Here is a 21,124-nt window from a genome sequence, read left to right as displayed (position 1 = left end):
ATGGTAATCCCGTTCAGGCGTGTGGAACGTGCCGCCGCCCCCTGGGTCCGCACCCGTCTGCGGTCGGCCCCCGGTGCCGCTCTGGCCCTCGCACTGCTGGTGGCGGTGACCGCCTGCCTGGCCGCCGCGTTCCCGCGCGCGCTGGAGCGGTACGAGGACGCGGGCCTGCGCCGCTCCGTCGAACAGGTGCCCCACTCCCGGAGCGTCGTCGGTCTGTCCGCCCCGGTGCCCCTGCCGGACCTGCCGCAGGACCAGCGCGAGCAGGCGCTGCTCCCCGCCACCGTGAAGCGCCAGTACGCCAGCATCCTCGGCACGGTCCGGCGCCCCTTCGTCCCCGACCCCGGCCAGTCGTCGTACGGCGTGGCCACTTCCGTCAACCAGGCGGTGCCCGAACCCTGGCTGCCCCGGCCGAGCGGGCTGCCCGCCCAGGTCGCCCTCGTCGCGCAGGCGGGCCTGGCCGACCACGCCCGGCTGAGCGAGGGCCGTCTGCCACGCGCGTCCGGCACGGTCACCGCGACGACGCCCGAGGTGGAGGCGGCGGTCAGCGCGGACACCGCCAAGAGCCTGCGCATCAAGGTGGGGTCGGTCCTGCACGTCCCCGGCGCGGGTCGGGACGCGCTCGCCGTCCGGGTCACCGGCATCGTCGCCCCGCGCGACCGGGACGGAGCCTACTGGGCGACGGACACCCTGCTGCGCACGCCCGCGCTGATGCGGGTAACGCCCGCCGACCCGGAATCTCCCCGGTACTGGCTCGGTGCCCTGCTGCTGCCGTCCGAGGCCGCTCCCGCGCTCCTGGGCACCGAGGGGCTGCCCTACCGCTACTGGCGGCTGGCCCCCGACCCGAACACTCTGCACCACCGTGACCTGGGCGCGCTCAAGTCCGCGCTCGCCGCCCTGGAGTCGGGCCCCGGCCTCCAGCAGGTGCGCACGGCCATCGACCCCTTCACGGACGCCCAAACCGACCTCGACGACGTGCTCGCCTCCTACTCCCGCCTGCACTCCGGCGTCTCCCCGCTGATCTCGGTCGCAGCGTTCGGCAGCGGTACGGTCGCCGCCGTCGTCCTGGCGATGGCGGGCGGCCTCACCGCCGACCGTCGCCGCACCGAACTGGCCCTGCTGCGCGCCCGCGGCGCCTCGCTGCCGGGCCTCGCCGCCCGCCTGCTCGCGGAGACGGCGGTGGTCGCCGTCCCGGCCGGGGCGCTCGGCCTGGCCGTGGCGATGCGGGCCCTCCCCGGCGCCCGGGCCCTGCCCGCCGTACTGGCCGCCCTCGCGGTCACGGTCGTCGCCTGCGCCGCCCTCCCCCTGCGCGCGGCGGCCGCCCACCGGCTCGTCGGCATCCCCGCGCTCCGCCAGGACGTGACGTCCGTACGACCGTCCCGGCGACGTACGGTCGCGGAGCTGACGCTGGTGGCGGTGGGCGCCGGCGCGGTGGTGACGCTGCGCCGGCAGGGCACGTCCGGCGGGTCCGGCGATCAACTGATCTCAGCGGCGCCCGTCCTGGTGGGGGTGATCGCCGCGCTACTGCTGGTCCGCCTCTACCCCCTTCCCCTGCGTGGCATGGCCGGCCCGGCCGGGCGGCTGCGCGGTGTGGTGACCCATCTGTCCCTGGCCCGGGCCGGTCGCAGTTCCGCGTCCGCGGTGCTGCCGCTGCTCGCCCTGCTCACCGCCCTCACCACGGCCTCGTTCGGCGGCTCGGTCCTGGCGGGCATCGGCGAGGCCCGGGACCACTCGGCGCTCCTCGCCGTCGGGGCCGACGCCCGACTGGATGCGACGGTGGATTCCCTGCCCACGGGGCTCACCGACCGGGTGCGCCGGGTCTCCGGCGTGCGGGACGTGGCGGCGGTGAGCGTCGCGTACCGGGCGAAGCCGAACGACGGGCGCCAGTCGGTGCCGCTGGTGGGCGTGGATCCAGGCGGCTACGCGGAGCTTACGAGGCGGACGGGGCTCGGTGCCTTCTCCGAAGGAGTGTTGAAGAAGAGCCGGGGCGGCCCGGGGACCGGCGCCGTGCTGCCCGCCGTGGCCTCCCCGAGCGTGGCGGACGTCCACGGCTCGGCTCCGTTCCCCGTCAGCATGGAGGACGGCAGCAGTGTCACCGTCCGCATCGTCCTCGTCCAGGACATCACTCCGGCCGTGATGGGCGCCGACTTCCTGGTGGTGGACCGCGCCGGCCTCGGCGCCACGGCGGCCAGGCCGACGACGCTGCTGGTGACGGGCCCGGAAGCGGACGGCCGTGCCCTGCGCGAGGCGGCCGGGGACGCGGTGTCGGTCCGCCTCCGCGCCGACGAGAGAGCCCAGTACGTCGACTCCCCCCTCCAGTCCGGCGTGGAGCACCTCTACACGGCGGCGGTGGCGGCAGGCGCCGGCTACGCCGTGCTCGCGCTGCTCCTGTCACTCCTGCGCGCCGCCCCCGAGCGCATCGCGCTGCTCGCCCGCCTGCGCACCATGGGCCTCACCCGCCGGCAGGGCCGCCGCCTGCTCGTCCTGGAGTCCCTGCCCCAGGCCGTGCTCGCCGCGGCGGGCGGCGTCCTGACCGGCTGGGCCGCGATCCGCCTGCTTTCCCCCGGCATGGACCTGACCGCAGTGGCCCTGCCGCCCTCGGTCGCTCCCCTGGAGCAGACCCCGCTGCACACCGACGCCTGGTCACTGACGGTACCGGCGCTGGCCATGGTGGCGGTGACGGTGGGAATCGCCGGCATACAGGCGTGGTGGGCGGGGAGGAGAGGTGCGGTGCGGGAGTTGAGAGCAGGCGACACGAAGTGAGAGGGGCAGCGCACCCCGTCCCCGGCGGCCCCGGCGCCGGACCCTGGGGGCTCCGGCGACTCCGTCCCCTGACCCCAACGAGCTCGGCGGCCCCGGACCTCGGCAGCCTCGGCGGCTCCGGCCCGCACTCTGGCGGCCTCCCCCGCACGCGGCAGCCCTGGCGCGCACCCGGCCGGCCGCGGCCCCCCATTGACCAAGGAGCCCGATGACGACGAATCCCACCCTCGCCGAACTGGCCGACAAGGCGACCGCCACCCGCGCGCGGCCCGCCTACGGCCACGACGCCCTCATCACCTGCGACCGTCTGGTCCGTATCTTCTCGGCGGACGGCGTGGAAGTGCAGGCCCTCCAGGGCCTCGACCTGCTCGTCCGCGAAGGCGAACTCATGGCCCTGGTGGGTGCCTCGGGCAGCGGCAAGTCCACCCTGATGAACATCCTGGCCGGCCTGGACACCCCCTCCGCCGGGGCGGCCGAGGTGGCCGGCCACAACCTGCTCGCCATGACCGCGAAGGACCGCCTGCACTACCGGCGCAAGGTGGTCGGCTTCATTTGGCAGCAGACCTCCCGCAACCTGCTGCCGTATCTCACCGCGGCCCAGAACGTCACCCTGCCCCTCCAACTGGTGGGCGGGCGACGCCGATCCCGGGCCCGCGCCGAACGTGCCCTGGAACTGATGGAGTTGCTCCAGGTCGCCGACTGCCGGGACCGCCGCCCGCATGAGATGTCCGGCGGTCAGCAGCAGCGGGTCGCGATCGCCGTGGCCCTCGCCTGCGACCCGGCGGTGCTGTTCGCCGACGAACCCACCGGCGAGCTCGACTCCCACACCGCCCAGCAGATCTTCGCCGCCTTCCGCACGGCGAACGAGGAGCTGGGCACCACAATCGTCATCGTCACCCATGACCGCGCCGTGGCCACCGAGGTCCGCCGCACGGTCGCCATCCGCGACGGCCGCACCTCCACGGAGGTCCTGCGCCGCAGCGAGGTCGACGAGACCACTGGCCACGAGACTCTGGTGGCCCGCGAGTACGCGATGCTCGACCGGGCCGGCCGCCTCCAGCTGCCCGCCGAGTACACGAGGGCGCTGGGCATGCGCGACCGAGTGGCGCTGGACCTGGAGGAGGACCACATCACCGTATGGCCGGACGACAGCGGGCGCAGCTGATCGCCGGCCGTGACCGAACAGCGGGTGCGCGGGCCGCTCGCCACATCAACGCGCCTTGGCGGCCGGGTCGACGGTGAACCCGTCGGTCCCGACCAGCACGGTGTCCTCTTTGCTCCCGGCCGGCCGCGGCCCGGTGCACGGCGGCCCGCAGGCGGGTCGGCAGCTCGTCCATGCCGAACGGCTCGGTGACGTAGTCGTCGGCGCCCGCGCACAGCGCCTCCGCTTTCTCGTCCGAGGAGTGTCCGCCGGTTCCGGGTCGAGGACGACCACGTCCGGGTCGAGGACGACCACGTCCGGGTCGCGGGCGGCCCTTGGAGCGCGTCGGCACCGTCGCGGGCAACGTCCGCCTCGTACGTGCGCTCCTTGCCCCTCATTGTCTTCCGGTCCCTGCTGATTGCACAGCATCGGCCCAACGGCCGACGATCCCGACGTATGTGACGAGGCGCAGGTCGGGGAGCGTGACGCAATCCTGACAGGCGACGGCTTGGTCTACTCCCCCGTCTCGTCCCGTATCTCCCCGTCGCGCAGTTCCAGCACCCGGTCGGCCAGGTCGAGGAGCGTCGCGTCATGCGTGGCCACCAGGGCGGTGACCTGTTCGCTGCGCACGACCGCCCGCAGCAGTTCCATCACGGCGTGGCCGGTCTCCGCGTCCAGCTGGCCGGTGGGCTCGTCGGCGATCAGCAACGAAGGGTTGTTGGCCAAAGCGCGGGCGATGGCGACCCGCTGCTGCTGGCCGCCGGAGAGCTCGCCGGGCCGCTGGGCCGCGTGGTCGGCGAGGCCCACCAGGGACAGCAACAGCTCGACTCGCTCCTCGCGCTCCCGTATGTCGGCCCGGCGCATGCGCATCGGCACGCCCACGTTCTCCGCGGCCGTCAGGATCGGGATGAGGCCGAAGGACTGGAAGACGAAGCCGATCCGGTCCCGGCGCAGCGCCAGCAGGCCGTCCTCGCCGAGCTCCGAAAGGTCCAGGCCGTCCACGGTGACCCGGCCGCGGTCCGGTGCATCGAGCCCTCCGACGACGTTCAGCAGGGTGGTCTTCCCGGAGCCCGAGCGCCCCTTGAGCGCAACGAGTTCACCTCGGGGGATGTCGAAGGAGACGCCGCGCAGGGCATGGACGGCGGCGGCTCCCTGTCCGTACGACTTGTGGACGTTCTCGACGCGCACCATGGTCCCCGTGACAACCTGGCTCATGTGTTCTCCCTTGATCCCCCGTAGGCCGGTCGTCAGTATCGCGGCCTTCCGCCCGGCACTCAATGCTTCTACGGCCCTTCACCCAACGCAGGAACCGATCTCCGAGGGAGAGGCATCGGCCGAGGCCACGAAGTTCCGTCGGTGCTCCAGCAGTAGTTTCACCCGGGCGCCGCCCCTCCCCGACACGGCTCGAACGATCGGGAAGGGGTGGTGTCGTTCAGCCCCGGGGCTGAGACCGGCCAGCACCTCACGCTCAACCTTCGACGACACGGACTCGCACGTCCGCCGAAGACCGGCGAGATGCACTCAACGGGTCCTACGTTCTTCCCCGGGACAGGGCGAGCCCATCGTGGGTGATGGAGTCAAGCGCCCGCAGAAAGGGACGTGTGCCTGCGCAGCAGCCGCTGCCCGAACGTCCGACGCGGGGGCCGTACCACTACGCGGCCGTGGGCCTTCCGACCGACCAACTCCACGCGCAAAGTGACCGGCGTATCAGGATTCGTCGGACTCTGAAGGTACTTGACTCTGCTGTGTACCAGCTGCAGACCATCGGTATCGACCACGATGCCCGGCCTCGTGACCAGTGTCAGGGTCTTCCCCGTCATGTCCACATCGATCCGCAAGGTGTCGTGCGTGATCACTGCGTCAGTGAAGTCAAGCGTCACCTTGCAGAACCTCACCTTGAGCTCCAGTCTCCGCGGTACCACCCAGCGCCCCACGCGCTCGACCGCGCCGCTGTGGGCCTGTTGGATCCGAACTATGTCCTTGACCTCTGCTCCAGTCGCGCCGACCGTGGCCGATACGGGCGGCAGGTCAGCGGTGAGCGTGGTCAGTTCGCTCAGAGTCCGCGCCGACAGAGCAGTTTCCAGGCGCTCGTCCAACTCGTCCGTGGTCAGCAGGCCGTCCCCCGCCGCGATACGCAGCACATCCACCACCCGGTCCCGGTCGGCATGAGAGGCTCGCAGCTCGGGCGACGAGCCGGGGCCGGAGCGCTTCCCTGTGGGCGAAATCTCTCCTGACATGCTTCCGTCCTGGTCCTGTCGAACGTCTCCACGCGACGCAGGCAGCGGCGCAAGTGGAAGACTAACGCCATATCGCGATGGGGATCCCAGCTGGGTCTCATCACGGAGAGACGATGGTCCGTGGCGGTTCACGGCGTGCGCCATCCATCATGCCGAGGCCGGTTCGGGGCAACAACCGCATCCCCGCGTCCAGTTCACACCATTCTCCCGGGCGGCTTCCAGGTCCGAGCGGAGTATCACAGAAGCGGCAGACCGGCTCTGGTGTGGCTGGCGAGTCAGGGCCGGTGCGGCAACAGGTAGGACCACCAGTGATCATCGTGAGTTGTGTGGCCGAACGGAGATCAGTCGGTGGCCGCGGGTTGCGACGTAGCCCCTGCCCGGTGGCGGTCGATGTCCGACCAGGCGATGGAGCGGATCGCAGGCCGGTTCGCCCGGGTCGAACCGCGGTGCCGGGCACGGGCGTTGGCGCTGGGCCCGCTGTCGGACCTGCCGAGGTAGAACTGCCGGCCCCTGACCGAGCACGCCGGCGATGCGGCCCCGGACGCGATGCAGCATGCACGCCGTCGGGGCCGGTGGTGACCGCCTCCAGGGCGGGCGCGGCGGCGACCATGGTGAAGACGACATCCCGGTCGGACAGATCTGACGGCCGGTCGACGATCGTCGCTCCCTGTTCCGCGAGCGGTTCGGCCTTGGAGCGGGTCCTGTTGTAGACGGCTACGTCGTGCCCGGCGTCCAGCAGCCGGGTGGCGAGTTGGAAGCCCATCCGGCCGACACCGATCCAGCCGATACGTGGGCGGTCCTGGGCGGCATACGTCATTCCGCTACCTCAATCCTGGAAGGCGACTCAAGTGATGCGGCTCACCCGCCGGCCGGTGGCATTCAACCGACAGACGACGGCCTCCTCGGCATGCGCTTGCACGGGCAGTCCCGCCCTGCCGGACACGGTGACGTCAGAACCAGCCGCCGTCGGCCTGGATGGTCCGGCCGGTGATGAACGAGGCATCGTCCGACACCAGGAACGAGACCACCGCGGCGATTTCGGAAGGCTGGGCCATCCGCCCGAGCGAACTGGCGGTGCGAATGAGGTCGCGGAAATCAGTGTCGACGTCGGGATGGACGTACTGGGAAGCCGCCTGAGCCGACATGTCGGTGACGGTTCCCCCGGGCGCGATGGCGTTGATGGTGATGCCGCGCCGGCCGAGTTCGGGGCTGAGGTTGAGCGCGATACATTCGACGGCGGCCTTACTCGACGCATAGAGGGCGTGGTAGAAAACCGCTTTGTGCGCACTCTGCGATGACGTCAGTACGATCCTCCCTCCCTCGCCCATATGCCGTACCGCGTTCTGTACGGCGAAGAACTGAGCTCGGGTGTTGATGGCGAAGACACGGTCGAAGTCGGCGGGGGTGACATCGTCCAGCTTGCCGAAGTACTCGATTCCGGCGTTGCCGGCGAGAATGTCCAGGCCGCCAAGAGCCTCGGCGGCCTGATCGGTCAGCCGGCGGATCTCGTCCGGTTCGCTGACATCCGCCTTGATCGCGACCACGCGGCGGCCGTCGGCCTCGATCTCGGTGGCGAGTGCTTCGGCCGCGGCGCCGCTGCTCCGGTAGTTGATCGCCACGTCGGCTCCGTCAGCGGCGAGCCTGCGGGCCACGGCCGCGCCGATCCCTCGTGCGCCACCGGTGACCAGGGCCTTCCTGCCGGTCAGCTTTCCGCTCATCGGTCCTCTCCCGTCCACGGGAATCCGGCGGTCATGCCGCATGCGGGTAATACGGTCCCAGAACTCACGGCAGCAGAGGCATTCCTCGACCTACTGGGCACGTCCTCGGTCACCGCCCGGCCGTCTCCACCAGAATCGCCCCGGCCGGTGCACCGACGCCACTCGGAGCGAAGTCCGGCGCCGAGAGGCACACCTGCCACCAGGAGGCTCGTCAGGGATGAAAGACCTTGATCGCGCGGGCCTGCCGAATCACCGTGGGGCGCCTCGGCGACACCCCTCGACGAGCCCTTCCTCAATCAGCCCACTCCGGCCCGCGTGGTCGGCCGGCGCCTTCATTTCCGGCCGCCGTATACCATTGAGTACAAAGAGATGGGTCGATCAGGACAACTCGCGCCATACTTCGCTCGATGTCATGACGGATCTCGCCTCGGCCCCCATTTGGTATACAAACTGGACCCCGGTTGTGCATCGACTACCGAGGAGCCGTCATGTGTGTCGAATCCGCCCCGCCGCCGCTCGGCCGAGTCACCCGCCGCGGCGTCCTCGCCGGGGCGGCCGCACTGGCGGGTACCGCCGCAGCCATGTCGGTGGCACTGTCCGTAGCGGCGACCGGAAGAACACCGGGGAAGGCGGCGGCGCGCTCAGGTGACCTGGTCGTCGAGGGCGGCACCCTGCTCGACCCGGTAACCGGTGACGTCACCGAAGACGCGGAAGCCGATGCGTGCGGCGGGTCTCCCGGCTCTCGATGCGATCCGCACGGCCACGGCCTGGGCCGCCCGGCTCCTCGACCTGCAGCAGATGGTGGGCCGCCTCGCGCGTGGCTTCGCGGGAGACGTGATCGTGGTGGACGGCGACCCGCTCGCGAACGTGTCCGTGCCGAGGACGCCACTGCACGTCGTGCGCGCGGGCCTGCCGGTCCAGGGTCTGTCCGGCCGTGCCCCTCCTGCTCGTTCCCGAGGCTGAAGACCTTGTCTCCCGTGGTGACACCCCGTACCTCATCCCACCTGCCCCCGTCGTCTCTTCCCAAGCCGAAGGAGTCCCCATGACACCCCCTCCCTCTCCGCTGTCCCGGCGCAGTGTCGTTGCCGGCGCCGCCTCCCTGGCGGGCACCGGTGTCACCGTGTCCACAGGAGCGCCGGCCACCCGGGCCGACTCCCGGAGTCTGCCGCGTGACGCGGTGGTCTTCCGTGATGTGCGGCCCCTGGGCGCGACGAATCCGGTGGATCTCACGGTCGTCGACGGCCGCATCACACGCGAGCGGGCCCCCAAGGGCACCAAGGTGATCGACGGCGGTGGCCGCATCGCCCTGCCGGCTCTGGTCGACGCGCACATACACCCCGACAAGACGACCTGGGGCGGCTCATGGGTCTCACGCAAACCGGCGGACACCATCGCCGACCTCGCCGCCCAGGACGCTGAGCTGTTGCGCAGTCAGAGTCGGCCGGTGGCCGAGCGGGCGTACGGGCTCATGGCGCACGCCGTGACCCGCGGGACACGGGCCATGCGTGCCCACGCCGACATCGCCCCGGCCTATGGCTTGGCCTGCGTGGAGGGGGTCGGACAGGCGAGCGAACGGCTCCGGCACGCACTCGACGTGCAGATCGTGGCCTTTCCGCAGCACGGCGTCGTTCGCGCTCCCGGCACGGCGGAGCTGCTCGAGGAAGCGGCCCGCAGCGGGCTCGTGGACATGATCGGCGGGATCGATCCGATCAGCTTCGACCAGGCCATGGACGAGCAACTGGACCTGGTCTTCGACCTCGCAGATCGATACGGAGTCGGCCTGGACATCCATCTCCACGACAGGGGCGAGACCGGCCTGACGGTGCTGCGCGCCATCATCGAGCGCACCCGGGCCCTGTCCCTGCAGGGCAAGGTGACCATCAGCCACGTCTTCTGCCTTCCCGGCCTCTCCGACACCGAACTGGCCAGAATGGCCGAAGACCTCGGCGACCTGGACATCTCCCTGACCACCGTGGCGCCCAACGAATCGCTCGTTCTGCCGATCGCGAAGCTGCGGGAGCACGGTGTGCGGGTCGGGCTCGGCTCGGACGGGGTACGCGACTCCTGGAGCCCCTTCGGCAACGCGGACATGCTCCACCGGACGCACCTGCTCGGCTGGATCACGGACGTGCGCCTCGACAAGGAGCTGGCAGCCTGTTACGACGTAGGAGCGCACGGTGGCGCCGACGTCATGCGGCTGCCCCGCGCCGACCTCTCCCCGGACTCCCCCGCGGACTTCGTCCTGCTGCGTGCCGAGTGCCTGCCGCAGGTCGTGGTGGACATGCCAGCACGTGACATGGTGGTGCATGGCGGCCGGGTGGTGGCCCGCGACGGCAAACTGATCTGACGACCCCTTCCCGCCCTCCTGTGCCCCGGCCGCGCCCCGTCACCCCCCCACCGCACACATAAGGTGACGGGATGCCCCGTGGCCCGCGAGACCTCACGGACTCGCGAGCTCCGGGACAGGTCGGCAAGGGCACAGGAAGGGCAGCACACATGACGGCAAGCACCAGCCGGAAAGGGGACGGAGGACAGCCGTCGGCCCCGGCATCGCGTACTCCACTGAGCGAGCTCGCGCGCCAGGCCATCAGAGAACGCATCATCGACGGCAGCTACGCCCAGGGAACCCGCGTCGTGGAACGCGAAATCGCCCAGGAGCTCCGGATGTCGCGGGTACCGGTGCGAGAGGCACTGCGAGCGCTGGTGGAGGAGGGCCTGCTGGACCTGCTGCCGCACAGCGGCGTGCGGGTGCGCCGACTGGAGCGCTCCGACGTGGAGCACCTGTACGACGTGTGGGAACCGCTGGCCATCCAGGCATCGCGCCTCGCAGCCCGCCGCGTGGCCCTCGCCGCCTCCGAGGAGTCCTCCGTCGTCCTCAGGGGCCTGCGGGCCGCACTGGACCAGGCGGAGGCCGCAGCCGCCGCGGGCGAACGAACGCAGGAGAACAACGCGGGCACCGCCTTCCACGACCGGATCGTGGCCCTGGCGGACAACCCGTTGCTGGCCCAGCTGATGCAGCGGCTGAACGGACAGCTGGGGCTGCTGTTCGGCCTGAACACGGAACCCGCCCCCATGCGTGCGCAGCACAGCGAATTGTACGAACGCATCGCCGCGGGAGACGCCGACGCCGCAGCGGCGATCACCCTCCTGCACGTCCGCAGGAGCCGGGAACTCGCGCTGCACGCGGTGACCGCCCCAACCTCCCCCTGAACGGACCGCGTTCGCGGTTGTGGGCTGCGGCGCGTCGAGGTGCCGCCCAGGCGAATGCCGTGCCGACTTCGGTAGCGCACGTCGGCACATCGTCGTCGGCACGGCCGCCCGTACGGCCGAGAACGCGTAGTAGTACTCAGTGGGGTGTCGGTGGGCAGGCTGGTCAGCCAGTACTCGGTGGGCGTCACGTCGCCCGACCGCGCCGACCTCCCACGCGGGCGGGCCGGCCGCCGCCGTGGCCCAGGTGCAGCTCCCCCGACGCGCCTCGAACCACCGGCGAGCACCGGGTCAACTACCCCGAACGGCCCGGAAGTAGATCGGAAATCGAACTACGGACCACGCTCGACTCGATGCCATATACGCTCGAAGATCCCCCCTGAGACCCGGAACCGCGCTATGGAGAGGACAGGTCGCAACATGGTGACCGAGACGAGCCGCCCTTCCCTCGACAACGACCACAACACGGTCGATCAGGGGCACGCCCTTCGTCTGGCCGACGTGACCAAGGTGTACGGCAGGAACGGCCGCGGCATCCGCGCCCTGGACGGGGTCTCCGTGGGGATCGAGCGCGGCTCCTTCACCGCGGTGATGGGCCCGTCGGGCTCCGGCAAGTCGACGTTCCTGCACTGCGCGGCGGGCCTCGACAAGCCGACCACGGGCCAGTCCTACATCGGGGACACCCAACTCAACGACATGGACGAGACCCAGCTGACGAAGCTGCGCCGCCGGCGCATCGGTTTCGTCTTCCAGGCGTTCAACCTCATCCCGTCCCTGTCGGTCCTTCAGAACGTGGAGCTGCCACTGCGCCTCGCCGGCGAGAGCCTCGACAAGGACTGGCTCGACGAGATCCTCGGCCGCGTCGGCCTGGAAGGCCGGGCCTCCCACCGGCCCGCCGAACTCTCCGGCGGCCAGCAGCAGCGCGTCGCCATCGCCCGCGCCCTCATCACCCGGCCCGACGTCATCTTCGGCGACGAGCCGACCGGCGCCCTCGACACCGTGACCGCCAAGGAGATCCTCTCCCTGCTGCGCGCCTGCGTGAACGAGACCGGCCAGACCGTCGTCATGGTCACCCACGACCCGGTGGCCGCCTCGCACGCCGACACCGTCCTCTTCCTGGCCGACGGCAAGATCGCCGGACAGCTGGACGCCCCGACCGCCGACCTCGTCGCCGAGCGCATGACACACCTGGGAGCGTGGGCCTGATGCTGCGCTACGCACTGCAGACGCTCAAGGCCAGGAAGGGCGGCTTCATCGGCGCCTTCCTCGCCCTGTTCTGCGCCGCCGCCCTGGTCACCGCCTGCGGCATCCTCCTGGAGACCGGTCTGCGCGGCACCATCGCCACCGAGCGCTACGCCGCCGCCCCGGTCATCGTCGGCGCCGACCAGAACGTCCACCAGACCACCATCAAGAAGAAGAAAGACAAGATCAAGGAGAAGCACAAGGCGAAGCCGCTGGCCGAGCGGGTCTGGCTCCCAGCGGGGACCACCGAGGTCCTCGCCGGCCTGCCCGGTGTACGCAAGGCGGTGCCCGAGACGAACTTCCCGGCGTACGCGGTCGGCCCCCAGGGCCAGATCGTGCCGGGCATCGACGGCAAGCCGTCCTACGGCCACGCCTGGTCCTCCGCCGCACTGACGCCGTTCGAGCTGACGGACGGCAGGGCGCCCACGGGCGCCGACGAGGTCGTCCTCGACCGGGAACTCGCGGCCCGCACCGGCCTCAAGACCGGCAGCAGCCTCGTCGTCCAGTCGACCGGTGCCCCGACGACGTACAAGGTCAGCGGCATCGCGGCGGCCAAAGGCGGCGACCTGCGCCAGCAGACCTCGCTGTTCTTCTCCGACGTGACCGCCCGCGACCTCTCCGGACGGGCCGGCCAGGTCGCGACCGTCGGCCTGCTGCCCAAGCCCGGCGTCTTGGCGAGCGAACTCGCGGACCAGGCCAAGAAGGCCCTCGTCGGCAACGGCCGCAAGTACGCCGTCGCCACCGGTGACGAGCGCGGCCCCATCGAGTTCCTCGACGCGGGCAAGGCCCGGGTCAAGCTCGTCTCCATGGGCGGCGCCATGGGCGGTACGTCGCTGCTCGTCGCGATCCTCGTCGTCGTCGGCACGTTCGCGCTCTCCATCCAGCAGCGCTACCGCGAACTCGCCCTGCTGCGCGCCATCGCCGCGACCCCCAAGCAGGTCCGTCAGCTGATCGGCCGCGAGGCCCTGATCATCGGCGGCCTCGCGGGCGGACTCGGCTCGGTCGCGGGTCTGCCCATCGCGTACTGGCTGCACGGCAAGTTCATCGACTTCAAGGCCATCCCCGACACCCTCGAACTCACCTTCAGCTTCGTGCCGTTCACCGCCGCCGTCGGCGCGGCCCTGCTCGGGGCGTGGGTCGCGGCCCGCATCGCCGCACGCCGCACCGCCCGCATCCGCCCGGCCGAGGCCCTGTCCGAGGCGTCCATGGAACAGCACCACTTCGCGTGGGGGCGGCTCGGCATGGGGATGCTCGTCCTGGCCCTCGGCATCGGTGTGGTCGTCCTGCTGGGCTTCCTGCGCACCGAACCGGCCTCGCAGCCCGTCACGTTCCTGTCCGTCGTGGTCCTCGCCGTCGCGGTCTCGCTGCTCGGCCCGGTCATCGTCCGCGTCGCCGTCGCGATCCTCGGGATCCCGCTGAAGTTCTCGCGCGTCGGTGGTCACCTTGCGACCGCCAACGCCCGGGCCAACGCCAAGCGGATGGCCGCTGCCGTCACCCCACTGGTCCTGCTCATCGGCATGGCCTGCACCGTCCTGTTCGTGCAGACCACCATGGGCGACGCCGCCACGGCCCAGGCCGAGGCGGGCAACAAGGCGGACTGGGTGGTCGCTTCGAACGGCCCCGGAGTCCCCGCCGAGGCGACGGACGCGCTGCGCGCCGTCCCGGGCGTCACCCAGGTCACCGAGATCGTCCGGACCCAGGTCCGCGTCGGCCTCGACAAGTACTCTGCGCAGGGCATCTCCGCGCAGGGCCTCACCACGAACTGGGACCCGGACGTCTCCCGGGGCAGCCTCAAGGGCTTCGGGGACAACAGCATCGCGATGAGCGACGTCTCCGCCGGCCACCTCGGCAAGAAGCCCGGCGACACGCTCAAGGTGACGCTCGGCGACGCCACCGTGGCCGAACTGAAGGTCGCTGCCGTCTACGAACGAGGTCTGGGATTCGGCGACCTGACCATGTCGCACGACCTGGTCGCCCGGCACGTCGACAACCCGCTCGCCTCCTCCGTCCTCGTCAAGACGGCCGGTGACGGCAAGGCGGACCGCGAGCAGTTGACCGGCGCCCTCAAGCGTTTCCCGGGCATCGGCGTCCTCGACCGCACCCAGGTCGACGACCTCCAGGCCGACGTGCAGCAGTCCAACGCCGAGGTCAACTACCTCGCGATGGGCCTGATCATCGCGTTCACCGCGATCGCCGTGGTCAACACCCTGGCCATGTCGGTCTCGGACCGCACCCGTGAGTTCGCCCTGCTGCGGCTCGTCGGCACGACCCGTCGCCAGGTGATGTCGATGCTCAGGATCGAGTCCGCCCTGATCGTTCTGGTCGCCGCGGTGCTCGGCACGGCCATCTCGCTCGCGGTGCTCACCGCGTTCAGCGTCGGGATGACGGGCGTCGCCCAGCCGTCTGTCGACCTGCCGATGTTCCTCGGGGTCCTCGGCTTCGCCGTGGTGCTCACCGCGGTGGCGACGCTGGTCCCTGGCCGCGTCGCACTCGGCGGACGCCCGGAGGACGTCATCAGCGCCCAGCAGTAGGCCGAGGGCACGACCTCAGCACCTCACAGATGTAAAGGAGTTCACTTCCACGGCTCAAGCCCGCTGCATTCTCCCCACGCACCCACCGGTCCTCCGGACCGCCTCGACGATCTGCTGGGGCGCCGTGTCGGCACAGAGATTCGCACCGATACCCGCTCAACCGGCTTGCGTCGGTTACTCGTTGGAGCCCGGTAAATGCGCCGCGGTCGCGCTGCGGCCCGTCTCCAGGTGCTTCATGACCGGCTCCTCGACGCGTGGAACATCGCGGTTCGCGATCGCGTCGTAGAGATCTTCGCGCCTCTTCGCGACGCCCACGAGGTCGTCGCGGCGTCCCAGCAGCCGGCGCATCCGGCTGCGCAGTGTGCGTTCCCCCCTGCCACGCCGCTCATTCCCGCATCGGGCCGAGACCGAGCAGGTTTGGCATACCCCGGGACGAACCCGCCGCCACACTCCGTACGACGTCGGCCTCCCAGCCCGCCCGAACGGCCTATAGATGTCACCAATGGCAGTCATGGGTATCAAGTCTTGGACTCTATAGGGACGGGTCATGCATGGTGAATGACGTCAGCCCGTTGGGGGCGGACAGCCACGATGGGAAGCTGCTGGAACTGGACGAGGACGCGGTGCTGCTGCTGCAGACCATCCCGGCTCGCGGCTCCATCGAGGGCGGCATCCCCACCGACCCGACGATCTACCGCTTCTACGAGATGCTCCAGGTCTACGGCACCACCCTCAAGGCCCTCGTCCACGAGCAGTTCGGTGACGGCATCATCAGCGCCATCAATTTCAAGCTCGACGTCAAGAAGGTCGCCGACCCCGAGGGCGGCGAGCGCGCCGTCATCACCCTCGACGGCAAGTACCTGCCCACCAAGCCCTTCTGACCGTACGTCGACACAGGTCAGCGGCCTACGACGCGGCAGGCCGGATCAAAGCTCCCGGCCCGCCGCCCGTACCAGTGCCGACGCCGTGCCCGTGCCCGCGCCCGTGAGCGTCCCGCCGGCCGCCCTCGGCCGGACCGGCCACGCTCGGCCCAACACCTGCCACACGCAGTGACGGAGCCGCCCGACGCGATCACGGCAGCGGTACAGGACAGGCTGGTCTCGCGGGCGGCCGGTCGCGTACTTCGGCCGTGATGGGGAACAACTCCTCTACGAGAGGTCGGCAGAACCTCGTGACCGCACGAGCCGACGCGCTCGGGCCATGTCCATCGCACGCCGCGTCCCACGGGTCCACGCGATGCCATGCCGGGCACGCCGTACGGCAGCCGGAGGTTCCGCCCTCCGCAGAGCCGTTCCTCGGAGGAGTTCTCCGATGACCACCACATTCAAAGTCACGTCTCTGTCGCCCGCACACCGCGACCGTCTCCTGAGCCTTGCCGACAACGTCTTCTTCCCCGCCGGGCACCGGCTCTTCGAGGAACACACGACTGCCGACCACTTCTGGATCATGAAGACGGGCACCGTGACCCTCGACTCACAGCTTCCGCACCGGCGTCGCGCGGAAATCGAGTCCCTGGGGCCGGGCGAGCTGATCGGGCTGTCCTGGCTCTTCCCGCCCTTCGAGTGGGAGCTCGGAGCCGAGACGGTGAGCCCCGTCCGCGCGTACCAGTTCGACGCATCCCAGATCCGCGCGCTCTGCCGGTCCGACCCCGAGTTCGGATTCGCGATCAGTCAATGGGTCGGCCTGGTACTCACCCAACGGCTGCACGCGACGCGCGGCCGGCTGCTGGACCTCTACGAATCCGCCGCGCGGGCCTGAGAGTCCCGGTCCCGGGGGTCCTGGGAGTCTCGGCCCCGGAGGTCCCGAGGTATCCGCCCATGGTCGCGCCGGGCACCGTGGGAGTACGTCGGACCGCCGTCCGGGGACAGAGGCGGGAGGTCGGTGCCGCCTGAGTCGTTATCCCGGAGTCGATGCTCCCGGAGTCGATGCTCCCGGAGTCGATGTTCCCGCCGCGTCAGTCGTCGGACACCGTGAAGAGGCCGCCGTCCGGGTCGCGGATGACGAAGGCGTCCTTCGCGGAACCGGCGAGCGAGGAAACCGGTGAGGAGTCGCCCCCGGCATCGATGGCGGCCGCGGCGGCCTTTTTGCCGTTCTGGACGTGGAAGTCGACGTTCCACCGGGCCCTGATCTTCGGGTCCGGGGCGGTTTCGATGCCTCCGCCGCGCAGGGTGGCGACGGTGTGTCCCGCGAGCTGGACGAGGACGTGGTCCTGCGCGTAGTCGACCGTGCAGCCGCCCGGCGGTTGGGCCCAGTCGAAGACCTCGGCGTAGAAGATGGCGGCCTCGAACGCGTGGCGGGTCTGCAGGTCGAGCCGCGCGGGGGCGCTGCCCCGCCCCACCGACCAGGCCAGGGCCGGGCCCTCCCAGAAACCGAAGACGGCCCCGTCACGGTCGGCGGCGAAAGCGGCGCGCCCCGCGCCGAGCTTGAGCGGACCGATCGCGAGCGTGGCGCCGCGTTCCCGGACCCGGTCGGCCGTCTCGTCGGCGTCCCGGACAGCGAAGTACGGGGTCCAGACGGTGGGAGGGCCGCCGGGTGAACAGGCTCCGATTCCGGCGACGGGTTCGCCGTGCGCCATGGCGACGGAGAAGTTGTTCCCGAGGGTGCTGGCACGGAATTCCCAGTCCATGACCTCGGTGTAGAAGGACTGCGCCGCGTGCAGGTCGCGTGCCATCAGGTTCACCCAGCAGGGCGCCCCGGCGACCGGCGTGATCCGTTCGAGGGCCGGCATTCGATGCTCCTTCCGGTGAACAAGTCGTCCGGGTCACGGGTGGCGAAGCGTGGCCCGGACTTCAGGCTTTGGTGGTGCGGCCGCTCAGCAGGTCGCGTACGCGGTCCACCAGCCCCGCGCCGGGGGCGAGCAGTTTGTTGGCGGGCGGGGTGTCGGGGAGCAAGGGGTGCGGGCGGGTGGGAGCCGTCCCCTTGGACCGGCGCACCAGCTCTCCCAGCTCGTCCAGCTTCTCGGGGGAACAGGAGGCCGCGAGCTTCGGAAACAGGTCGCGCTCCTCCTCGTCGATGTGGGAGGTAACCTCCGCCTTCAGCTGCGCGACGGTGTCGTCGAACTGCGGATCATTGGCGTGCATGCCTTCGAGGTCCTTGAGCAGCTGCTCGACCTGGGCGTGTTCGTCGAGTTCCTCGGCCGCCAGTCCCTTTCCGTCGCGGACGTTTCTCCGAAGGGCCGGGAACAGGTGCATCTCCTCGGCCACCGAGTGCCGCACCAGCTCCGCCGTCAGCCGGTTCGCCAGTACACGCCGCTGGGGATGATCGACCGGCTGTGCCTCGATCCGGGCGAAGAGCTCCTCCACCTCACGGTGATCGGCCGTGAGTTCAGCGATCACGTTGCCGCTGTGGACCATGACGGTCCCCTTCTCAGGTCGGGTTCGTCGCGCCTCGGCGCGGGGTGCGGGTGCTTCGGTCCGTTCCCGTAGCCGGCCGTGCGCCTTCGCCACTCGGCCGACGAGGGGCTGTGGAGGACGATTCCCAGGTCGGGCTCATGCCCTCACCGTGTACCCGGCGCAGCATCACCGCACTCCGGAGCCGCTGCGTCCACGCCCGATCCCGCATTGCCGCCCGCACGCCGTGGCCACCGGCTCGACACCCTGTCGACGCCTGCCGAAGGGCGGGAGCCGCCGACCGCCTCGCCCGTGCCGGGAACATCGTCACCGACTCGATCCGCCCATGCGCTTCGGCTCCATCCGGTTGTAAAATGTCGTCCAAAGGATGACAAATGCGATGTCATGCGGATGATGACGGGCAAAGGAGGCAGCGATGGCGCGGGCAGTGGGCATTGACCTGGGAACGACGAACTCCGTGGTGTCCGCGCTCGAGGCCGGCGAGCCGACGGTCATCGCGAACACCGAGGGAGCGCGGACCACTCCGTCGGTGGTCGCCTTCGCGAAGAACGGCGAGGTACTGGTCGGTGAGGTCGCCAAGCGGCAGGCGGTGACGAACGTCGAGCGCACGGCGCGGTCGGTCAAGCGGCACATGGGGGACGCTCATTGGCGTTTCCCGGAGTCCGGCGACATCGACGGCAAGCGGTACACCGCGCAGGAACTCTCCGCCCGGGTGCTGCAGAAGCTGAAGCGGGATGCCGAGGCGCATCTCGGGGAGGACGTCACCGACGCGGTGATCACCGTCCCGGCGTACTTCAACGACTCTCAGCGCACCGCGACCAAGGAAGCGGGACAGATCGCGGGCCTGAAGGTGCTGCGGATCATCAACGAGCCGACGTCCGCCGCACTGGCGTACGGCCTGGACAAGGAGAACGACCAGACGATCCTCGTCTTCGACCTCGGTGGCGGCACGTTCGACGTATCGCTGCTGGAGATCGGCGAGGGCCTGGTGGAGGTGAAGGCGACCAATGGTGACACCCACCTCGGTGGTGACGACTGGGACCAGCAGGTCGTCGACCACCTGGTGAAGCAGTTCAAGAACGGTTACGGCGTGGACCTGTCCAAGGACAAGATGGCGCTCCAGCGTCTGCGCGAGGCCGCGGAGAAGGCGAAGGTCGAGCTGTCGTCGGCGACCGAGACGACGATCAACCTGCCCTACATCACGGCGTCGGCCGAGGGCCCGCTGCATCTGGAAGAGAAGCTGACGCGTGCACAGTTCGAGCAGCTCACGGCGCCTCTGCTGGAGCGCTGCAAGGGTCCGTTCCACAACGCGGTCAAGGACGCCGGGATCAAGGTGCCGGACATCGATCACGTGATTCTGGTGGGCGGTTCGACGCGGATGCCGGCGGTGACCGAGCTGGTGAGGGAGCTGACCGGTAAGGACCCGCACAAGGGTGTGAACCCGGACGAGGTCGTCGCCATCGGTGCCTCGCTCCAGGCCGGTGTCCTCAAGGGCGAGGTCAAGGACGTCCTGCTGCTCGATGTCACCCCGCTGTCCCTCGGCATCGAGACCAAGGGCGGCATCATGACGAAGCTCATCGAGCGCAACACCACGATCCCGACCAAGCGCTCCGAGATCTTCACGACGGCCGAGGACAACCAGCCGTCCGTCCAGATCCAGGTCTACCAGGGCGAGCGCGAGATCGCGGCGTACAACAAGAAGCTCGGAATGTTCGAGCTGACCGGCCTGCCGCCGGCCCCGCGTGGCGTCCCGCAGATCGAGGTCGCGTTCGACATCGACGCGAACGGCATCATGCACGTCACCGCCAAGGACCTCGGCACCGGCAAGGAGCAGAAGATGACCGTCACCGGCGGCTCCTCGCTGCCGAAGGACGACATCGACCGCATGATGCGCGAGGCCGAGCAGCACGCGGAGGAGGACCGTCGGCGCAAGGAGGCCGCCGAGACCCGCAACCAGGCGGAGGGCCTGGTCTACCAGACCGAGCAACTGCTGCGGGACAACGCCGACAAGATCCCGGCGGATGTGCGTTCCGAGACCGAGGCCGCTGTGGCCGAGCTCAAGGAAAAGCTCAAGGTCGAGTCCGCCGAGGGCGACAATACAGCCGAGATCCGTACCGCCACCGAGAAGGCGGCGGCGGCCGCGCAGCGGATCGGGACCGCCCTGTACGCGCAGGCGCAGGGCAGCCAATCCACTGGAGGCGGTACGGCCGGCAGCGGCACGCCCGGAGGCACGGGCACCGGTGAGGAGGAGGTCGTCGATGCGGAGATCATCGACGACGAGCAGAAGGGAGGCACCGGATGAACAAGAACCCGCACCTCCGGCATCAGAGCGAGCGGCCACTTGTGCTGGTGCGCGACTGGCGCGGGCCCGCCCCGGTCACCCTTCCGTCCCGGCGCCGCCGGGACGCGGGGACCGGTCGGGCGCGAGCGGGAGCCGAAGGTGCACGGCTGGACGAGGCACGCATGCATGACGCACGGCTGGACGAGGCACGACCGCGTGAGCAGATCGCGGAGTTGACCGCGGACCTGCAGCGGCTGAAAGCCGAGTACGACAACTACCGCAAGCGGGTGCGCCGCGACCGCCTGGCGATACGGGAGATCGCCGTGGTCAATGTCCTCACCGGTCTGCTTCCGGTCCTGGATGTCGTGGAAGAGGTCCGCCGGCAGGGCGACGACCACGGCGCGGCGGCTGTTCTCTCCGGCACGCTCCAGGACCGGCTCGCCGCCCTGGGCCTGCGGACCGTCGGTGCGGCGGGTGAGCCCTTCGACCCCCATGCCCACGAGGCGATCACGTACTACGCCTGCGGCGGGGCCCGTGAGGCCGTATGCACCGAGGTGCTGCGGCACGGCTACCGGGTCGGCGACCACCTCCTGAGACCGGCCCAGGTGGCGGTGACGGGGCCCGACTCCGCCGCGTAGCCCCGCGGTGCCGGCGGATGAA

The 21,124-nt window shown here is 70.4% G+C and carries 16 protein-coding genes and 3 pseudogenes; 11 read left to right on the top strand and 8 right to left on the bottom strand.

Annotated features, from left to right (window positions below; translation table 11 throughout):
- Together OG936_RS32615 and OG936_RS32610 are read left to right on the top strand one after the other, a co-directional pair.
- On the top strand, positions 1 to 2,760 hold the full coding sequence (locus OG936_RS32615) for an FtsX-like permease family protein (protein ID WP_406499527.1): 2,760 nt from the start codon (positions 1 to 3) through the stop codon (positions 2,758 to 2,760).
- Positions 2,761 to 2,965: 205 nt separating this feature from the next.
- Positions 2,966 to 3,922, top strand: a complete 957-nt coding sequence (locus tag OG936_RS32610) for an ABC transporter ATP-binding protein (protein WP_406499526.1) — start codon at positions 2,966 to 2,968, stop codon at positions 3,920 to 3,922.
- Between the two features lie 54 nt (positions 3,923 to 3,976).
- Here OG936_RS32610 and OG936_RS32605 read toward each other — a convergent pair.
- From OG936_RS32605 to OG936_RS32585, 5 genes and pseudogenes are all read right to left on the bottom strand, one after another.
- Positions 3,977 to 4,296, bottom strand: a pseudogene (locus OG936_RS32605) (response regulator transcription factor); the annotation flags it as partial.
- Positions 4,297 to 4,411: 115 nt separating this feature from the next.
- Entirely contained in the window at positions 4,412 to 5,113 is a 702-nt protein-coding gene (locus OG936_RS32600; protein ID WP_383761437.1) for an ABC transporter ATP-binding protein, read from the bottom strand.
- A 362-nt stretch (positions 5,114 to 5,475) separates the two neighbouring features.
- Positions 5,476 to 6,135 (bottom strand): DUF1707 domain-containing protein, encoded by a 660-nt coding sequence (locus OG936_RS32595; RefSeq protein ID WP_406499525.1) that lies wholly within the window; start codon positions 6,133 to 6,135, stop codon positions 5,476 to 5,478.
- Positions 6,136 to 6,235: 100 nt separating this feature from the next.
- Entirely contained in the window at positions 6,236 to 6,952 is a 717-nt protein-coding gene (locus OG936_RS32590; RefSeq protein ID WP_406499524.1) for an NAD(P)-binding domain-containing protein, read from the bottom strand.
- 133 nt (positions 6,953 to 7,085) lie between these two features.
- Complete coding sequence (locus tag OG936_RS32585) at positions 7,086 to 7,853, bottom strand: SDR family NAD(P)-dependent oxidoreductase (protein ID WP_406499523.1); 768 nt, start codon at positions 7,851 to 7,853, stop codon at positions 7,086 to 7,088.
- 717 nt (positions 7,854 to 8,570) lie between these two features.
- On the opposite strand from OG936_RS32585, the pseudogene OG936_RS32580 reads away from it, so the two are divergent.
- From OG936_RS32580 to OG936_RS32560, 5 genes and pseudogenes are all read left to right on the top strand, one after another.
- Positions 8,571 to 8,816: pseudogene (locus OG936_RS32580) on the top strand (amidohydrolase family protein); the annotation flags it as partial.
- Between the two features lie 79 nt (positions 8,817 to 8,895).
- Positions 8,896 to 10,200 carry an amidohydrolase family protein gene (locus OG936_RS32575; protein ID WP_406499522.1) on the top strand — a complete coding sequence of 435 codons (1,305 nt, stop codon included), beginning with the start codon at positions 8,896 to 8,898 and terminating at the stop codon, positions 10,198 to 10,200.
- Between the two features lie 149 nt (positions 10,201 to 10,349).
- A complete protein-coding gene (locus tag OG936_RS32570; RefSeq protein WP_406499521.1) occupies positions 10,350 to 11,063 on the top strand; it encodes a GntR family transcriptional regulator in 714 nt (237 codons plus the stop codon).
- Between the two features lie 417 nt (positions 11,064 to 11,480).
- Positions 11,481 to 12,266 (top strand): ABC transporter ATP-binding protein, encoded by a 786-nt coding sequence (locus OG936_RS32565; RefSeq protein WP_406499520.1) that lies wholly within the window; start codon positions 11,481 to 11,483, stop codon positions 12,264 to 12,266.
- The gene (locus OG936_RS32560; protein WP_406499519.1) at positions 12,266 to 14,833 is read left to right on the top strand and encodes an ABC transporter permease; all 2,568 of its coding nucleotides are present in this window, start codon (positions 12,266 to 12,268) and stop codon (positions 14,831 to 14,833) included. Before OG936_RS32565 ends, OG936_RS32560 begins: the two co-directional genes overlap by 1 nt.
- 174 nt (positions 14,834 to 15,007) lie before the next feature.
- On the opposite strand, the gene OG936_RS32555 is transcribed toward OG936_RS32560, so the two are convergent.
- Positions 15,008 to 15,181, bottom strand: coding sequence for a hypothetical protein (locus OG936_RS32555; RefSeq protein WP_406499518.1), 174 nt, complete (start codon positions 15,179 to 15,181; stop codon positions 15,008 to 15,010).
- A 251-nt stretch (positions 15,182 to 15,432) separates the two neighbouring features.
- On the opposite strand from OG936_RS32555, the pseudogene cynS reads away from it, so the two are divergent.
- A pseudogene (gene cynS / locus OG936_RS32550) lies at positions 15,433 to 15,714 on the top strand (cyanase); the annotation flags it as partial.
- Between the two features lie 430 nt (positions 15,715 to 16,144).
- Positions 16,145 to 16,591 (top strand): Crp/Fnr family transcriptional regulator, encoded by a 447-nt coding sequence (locus OG936_RS32545; RefSeq protein ID WP_406499517.1) that lies wholly within the window; start codon positions 16,145 to 16,147, stop codon positions 16,589 to 16,591.
- 196 nt (positions 16,592 to 16,787) lie between these two features.
- Here OG936_RS32545 and OG936_RS32540 read toward each other — a convergent pair whose 3' ends face one another.
- Positions 16,788 to 17,561: a VOC family protein gene (locus OG936_RS32540; protein WP_406499516.1), complete on the bottom strand. Its 774-nt coding sequence runs from the start codon at positions 17,559 to 17,561 to the stop codon at positions 16,788 to 16,790.
- Positions 17,562 to 17,622: 61 nt separating this feature from the next.
- Positions 17,623 to 18,186: a hemerythrin domain-containing protein gene (locus tag OG936_RS32535; RefSeq protein ID WP_406499515.1), complete on the bottom strand. Its 564-nt coding sequence runs from the start codon at positions 18,184 to 18,186 to the stop codon at positions 17,623 to 17,625.
- A 412-nt stretch (positions 18,187 to 18,598) separates the two neighbouring features.
- Between OG936_RS32535 and dnaK the strand changes: the two genes are divergently transcribed.
- Both dnaK and grpE read left to right on the top strand, forming a co-directional pair.
- Positions 18,599 to 20,485: a molecular chaperone DnaK gene (dnaK, locus tag OG936_RS32530; RefSeq protein ID WP_406499514.1), complete on the top strand. Its 1,887-nt coding sequence runs from the start codon at positions 18,599 to 18,601 to the stop codon at positions 20,483 to 20,485.
- Entirely contained in the window at positions 20,482 to 21,102 is a 621-nt protein-coding gene (gene grpE, locus OG936_RS32525; RefSeq protein ID WP_406499513.1) for a nucleotide exchange factor GrpE, read from the top strand. Before dnaK ends, grpE begins: the two co-directional genes overlap by 4 nt.
- Positions 21,103 to 21,124 lie beyond the last annotated feature (22 nt).

The organism is Streptomyces sp. NBC_00846, from assembly GCF_045207325.1.
GTDB lineage: Bacteria > Actinomycetota > Actinomycetes > Streptomycetales > Streptomycetaceae > Streptomyces.
This window is presented reverse-complemented; position numbering and strand designations above follow the sequence as displayed.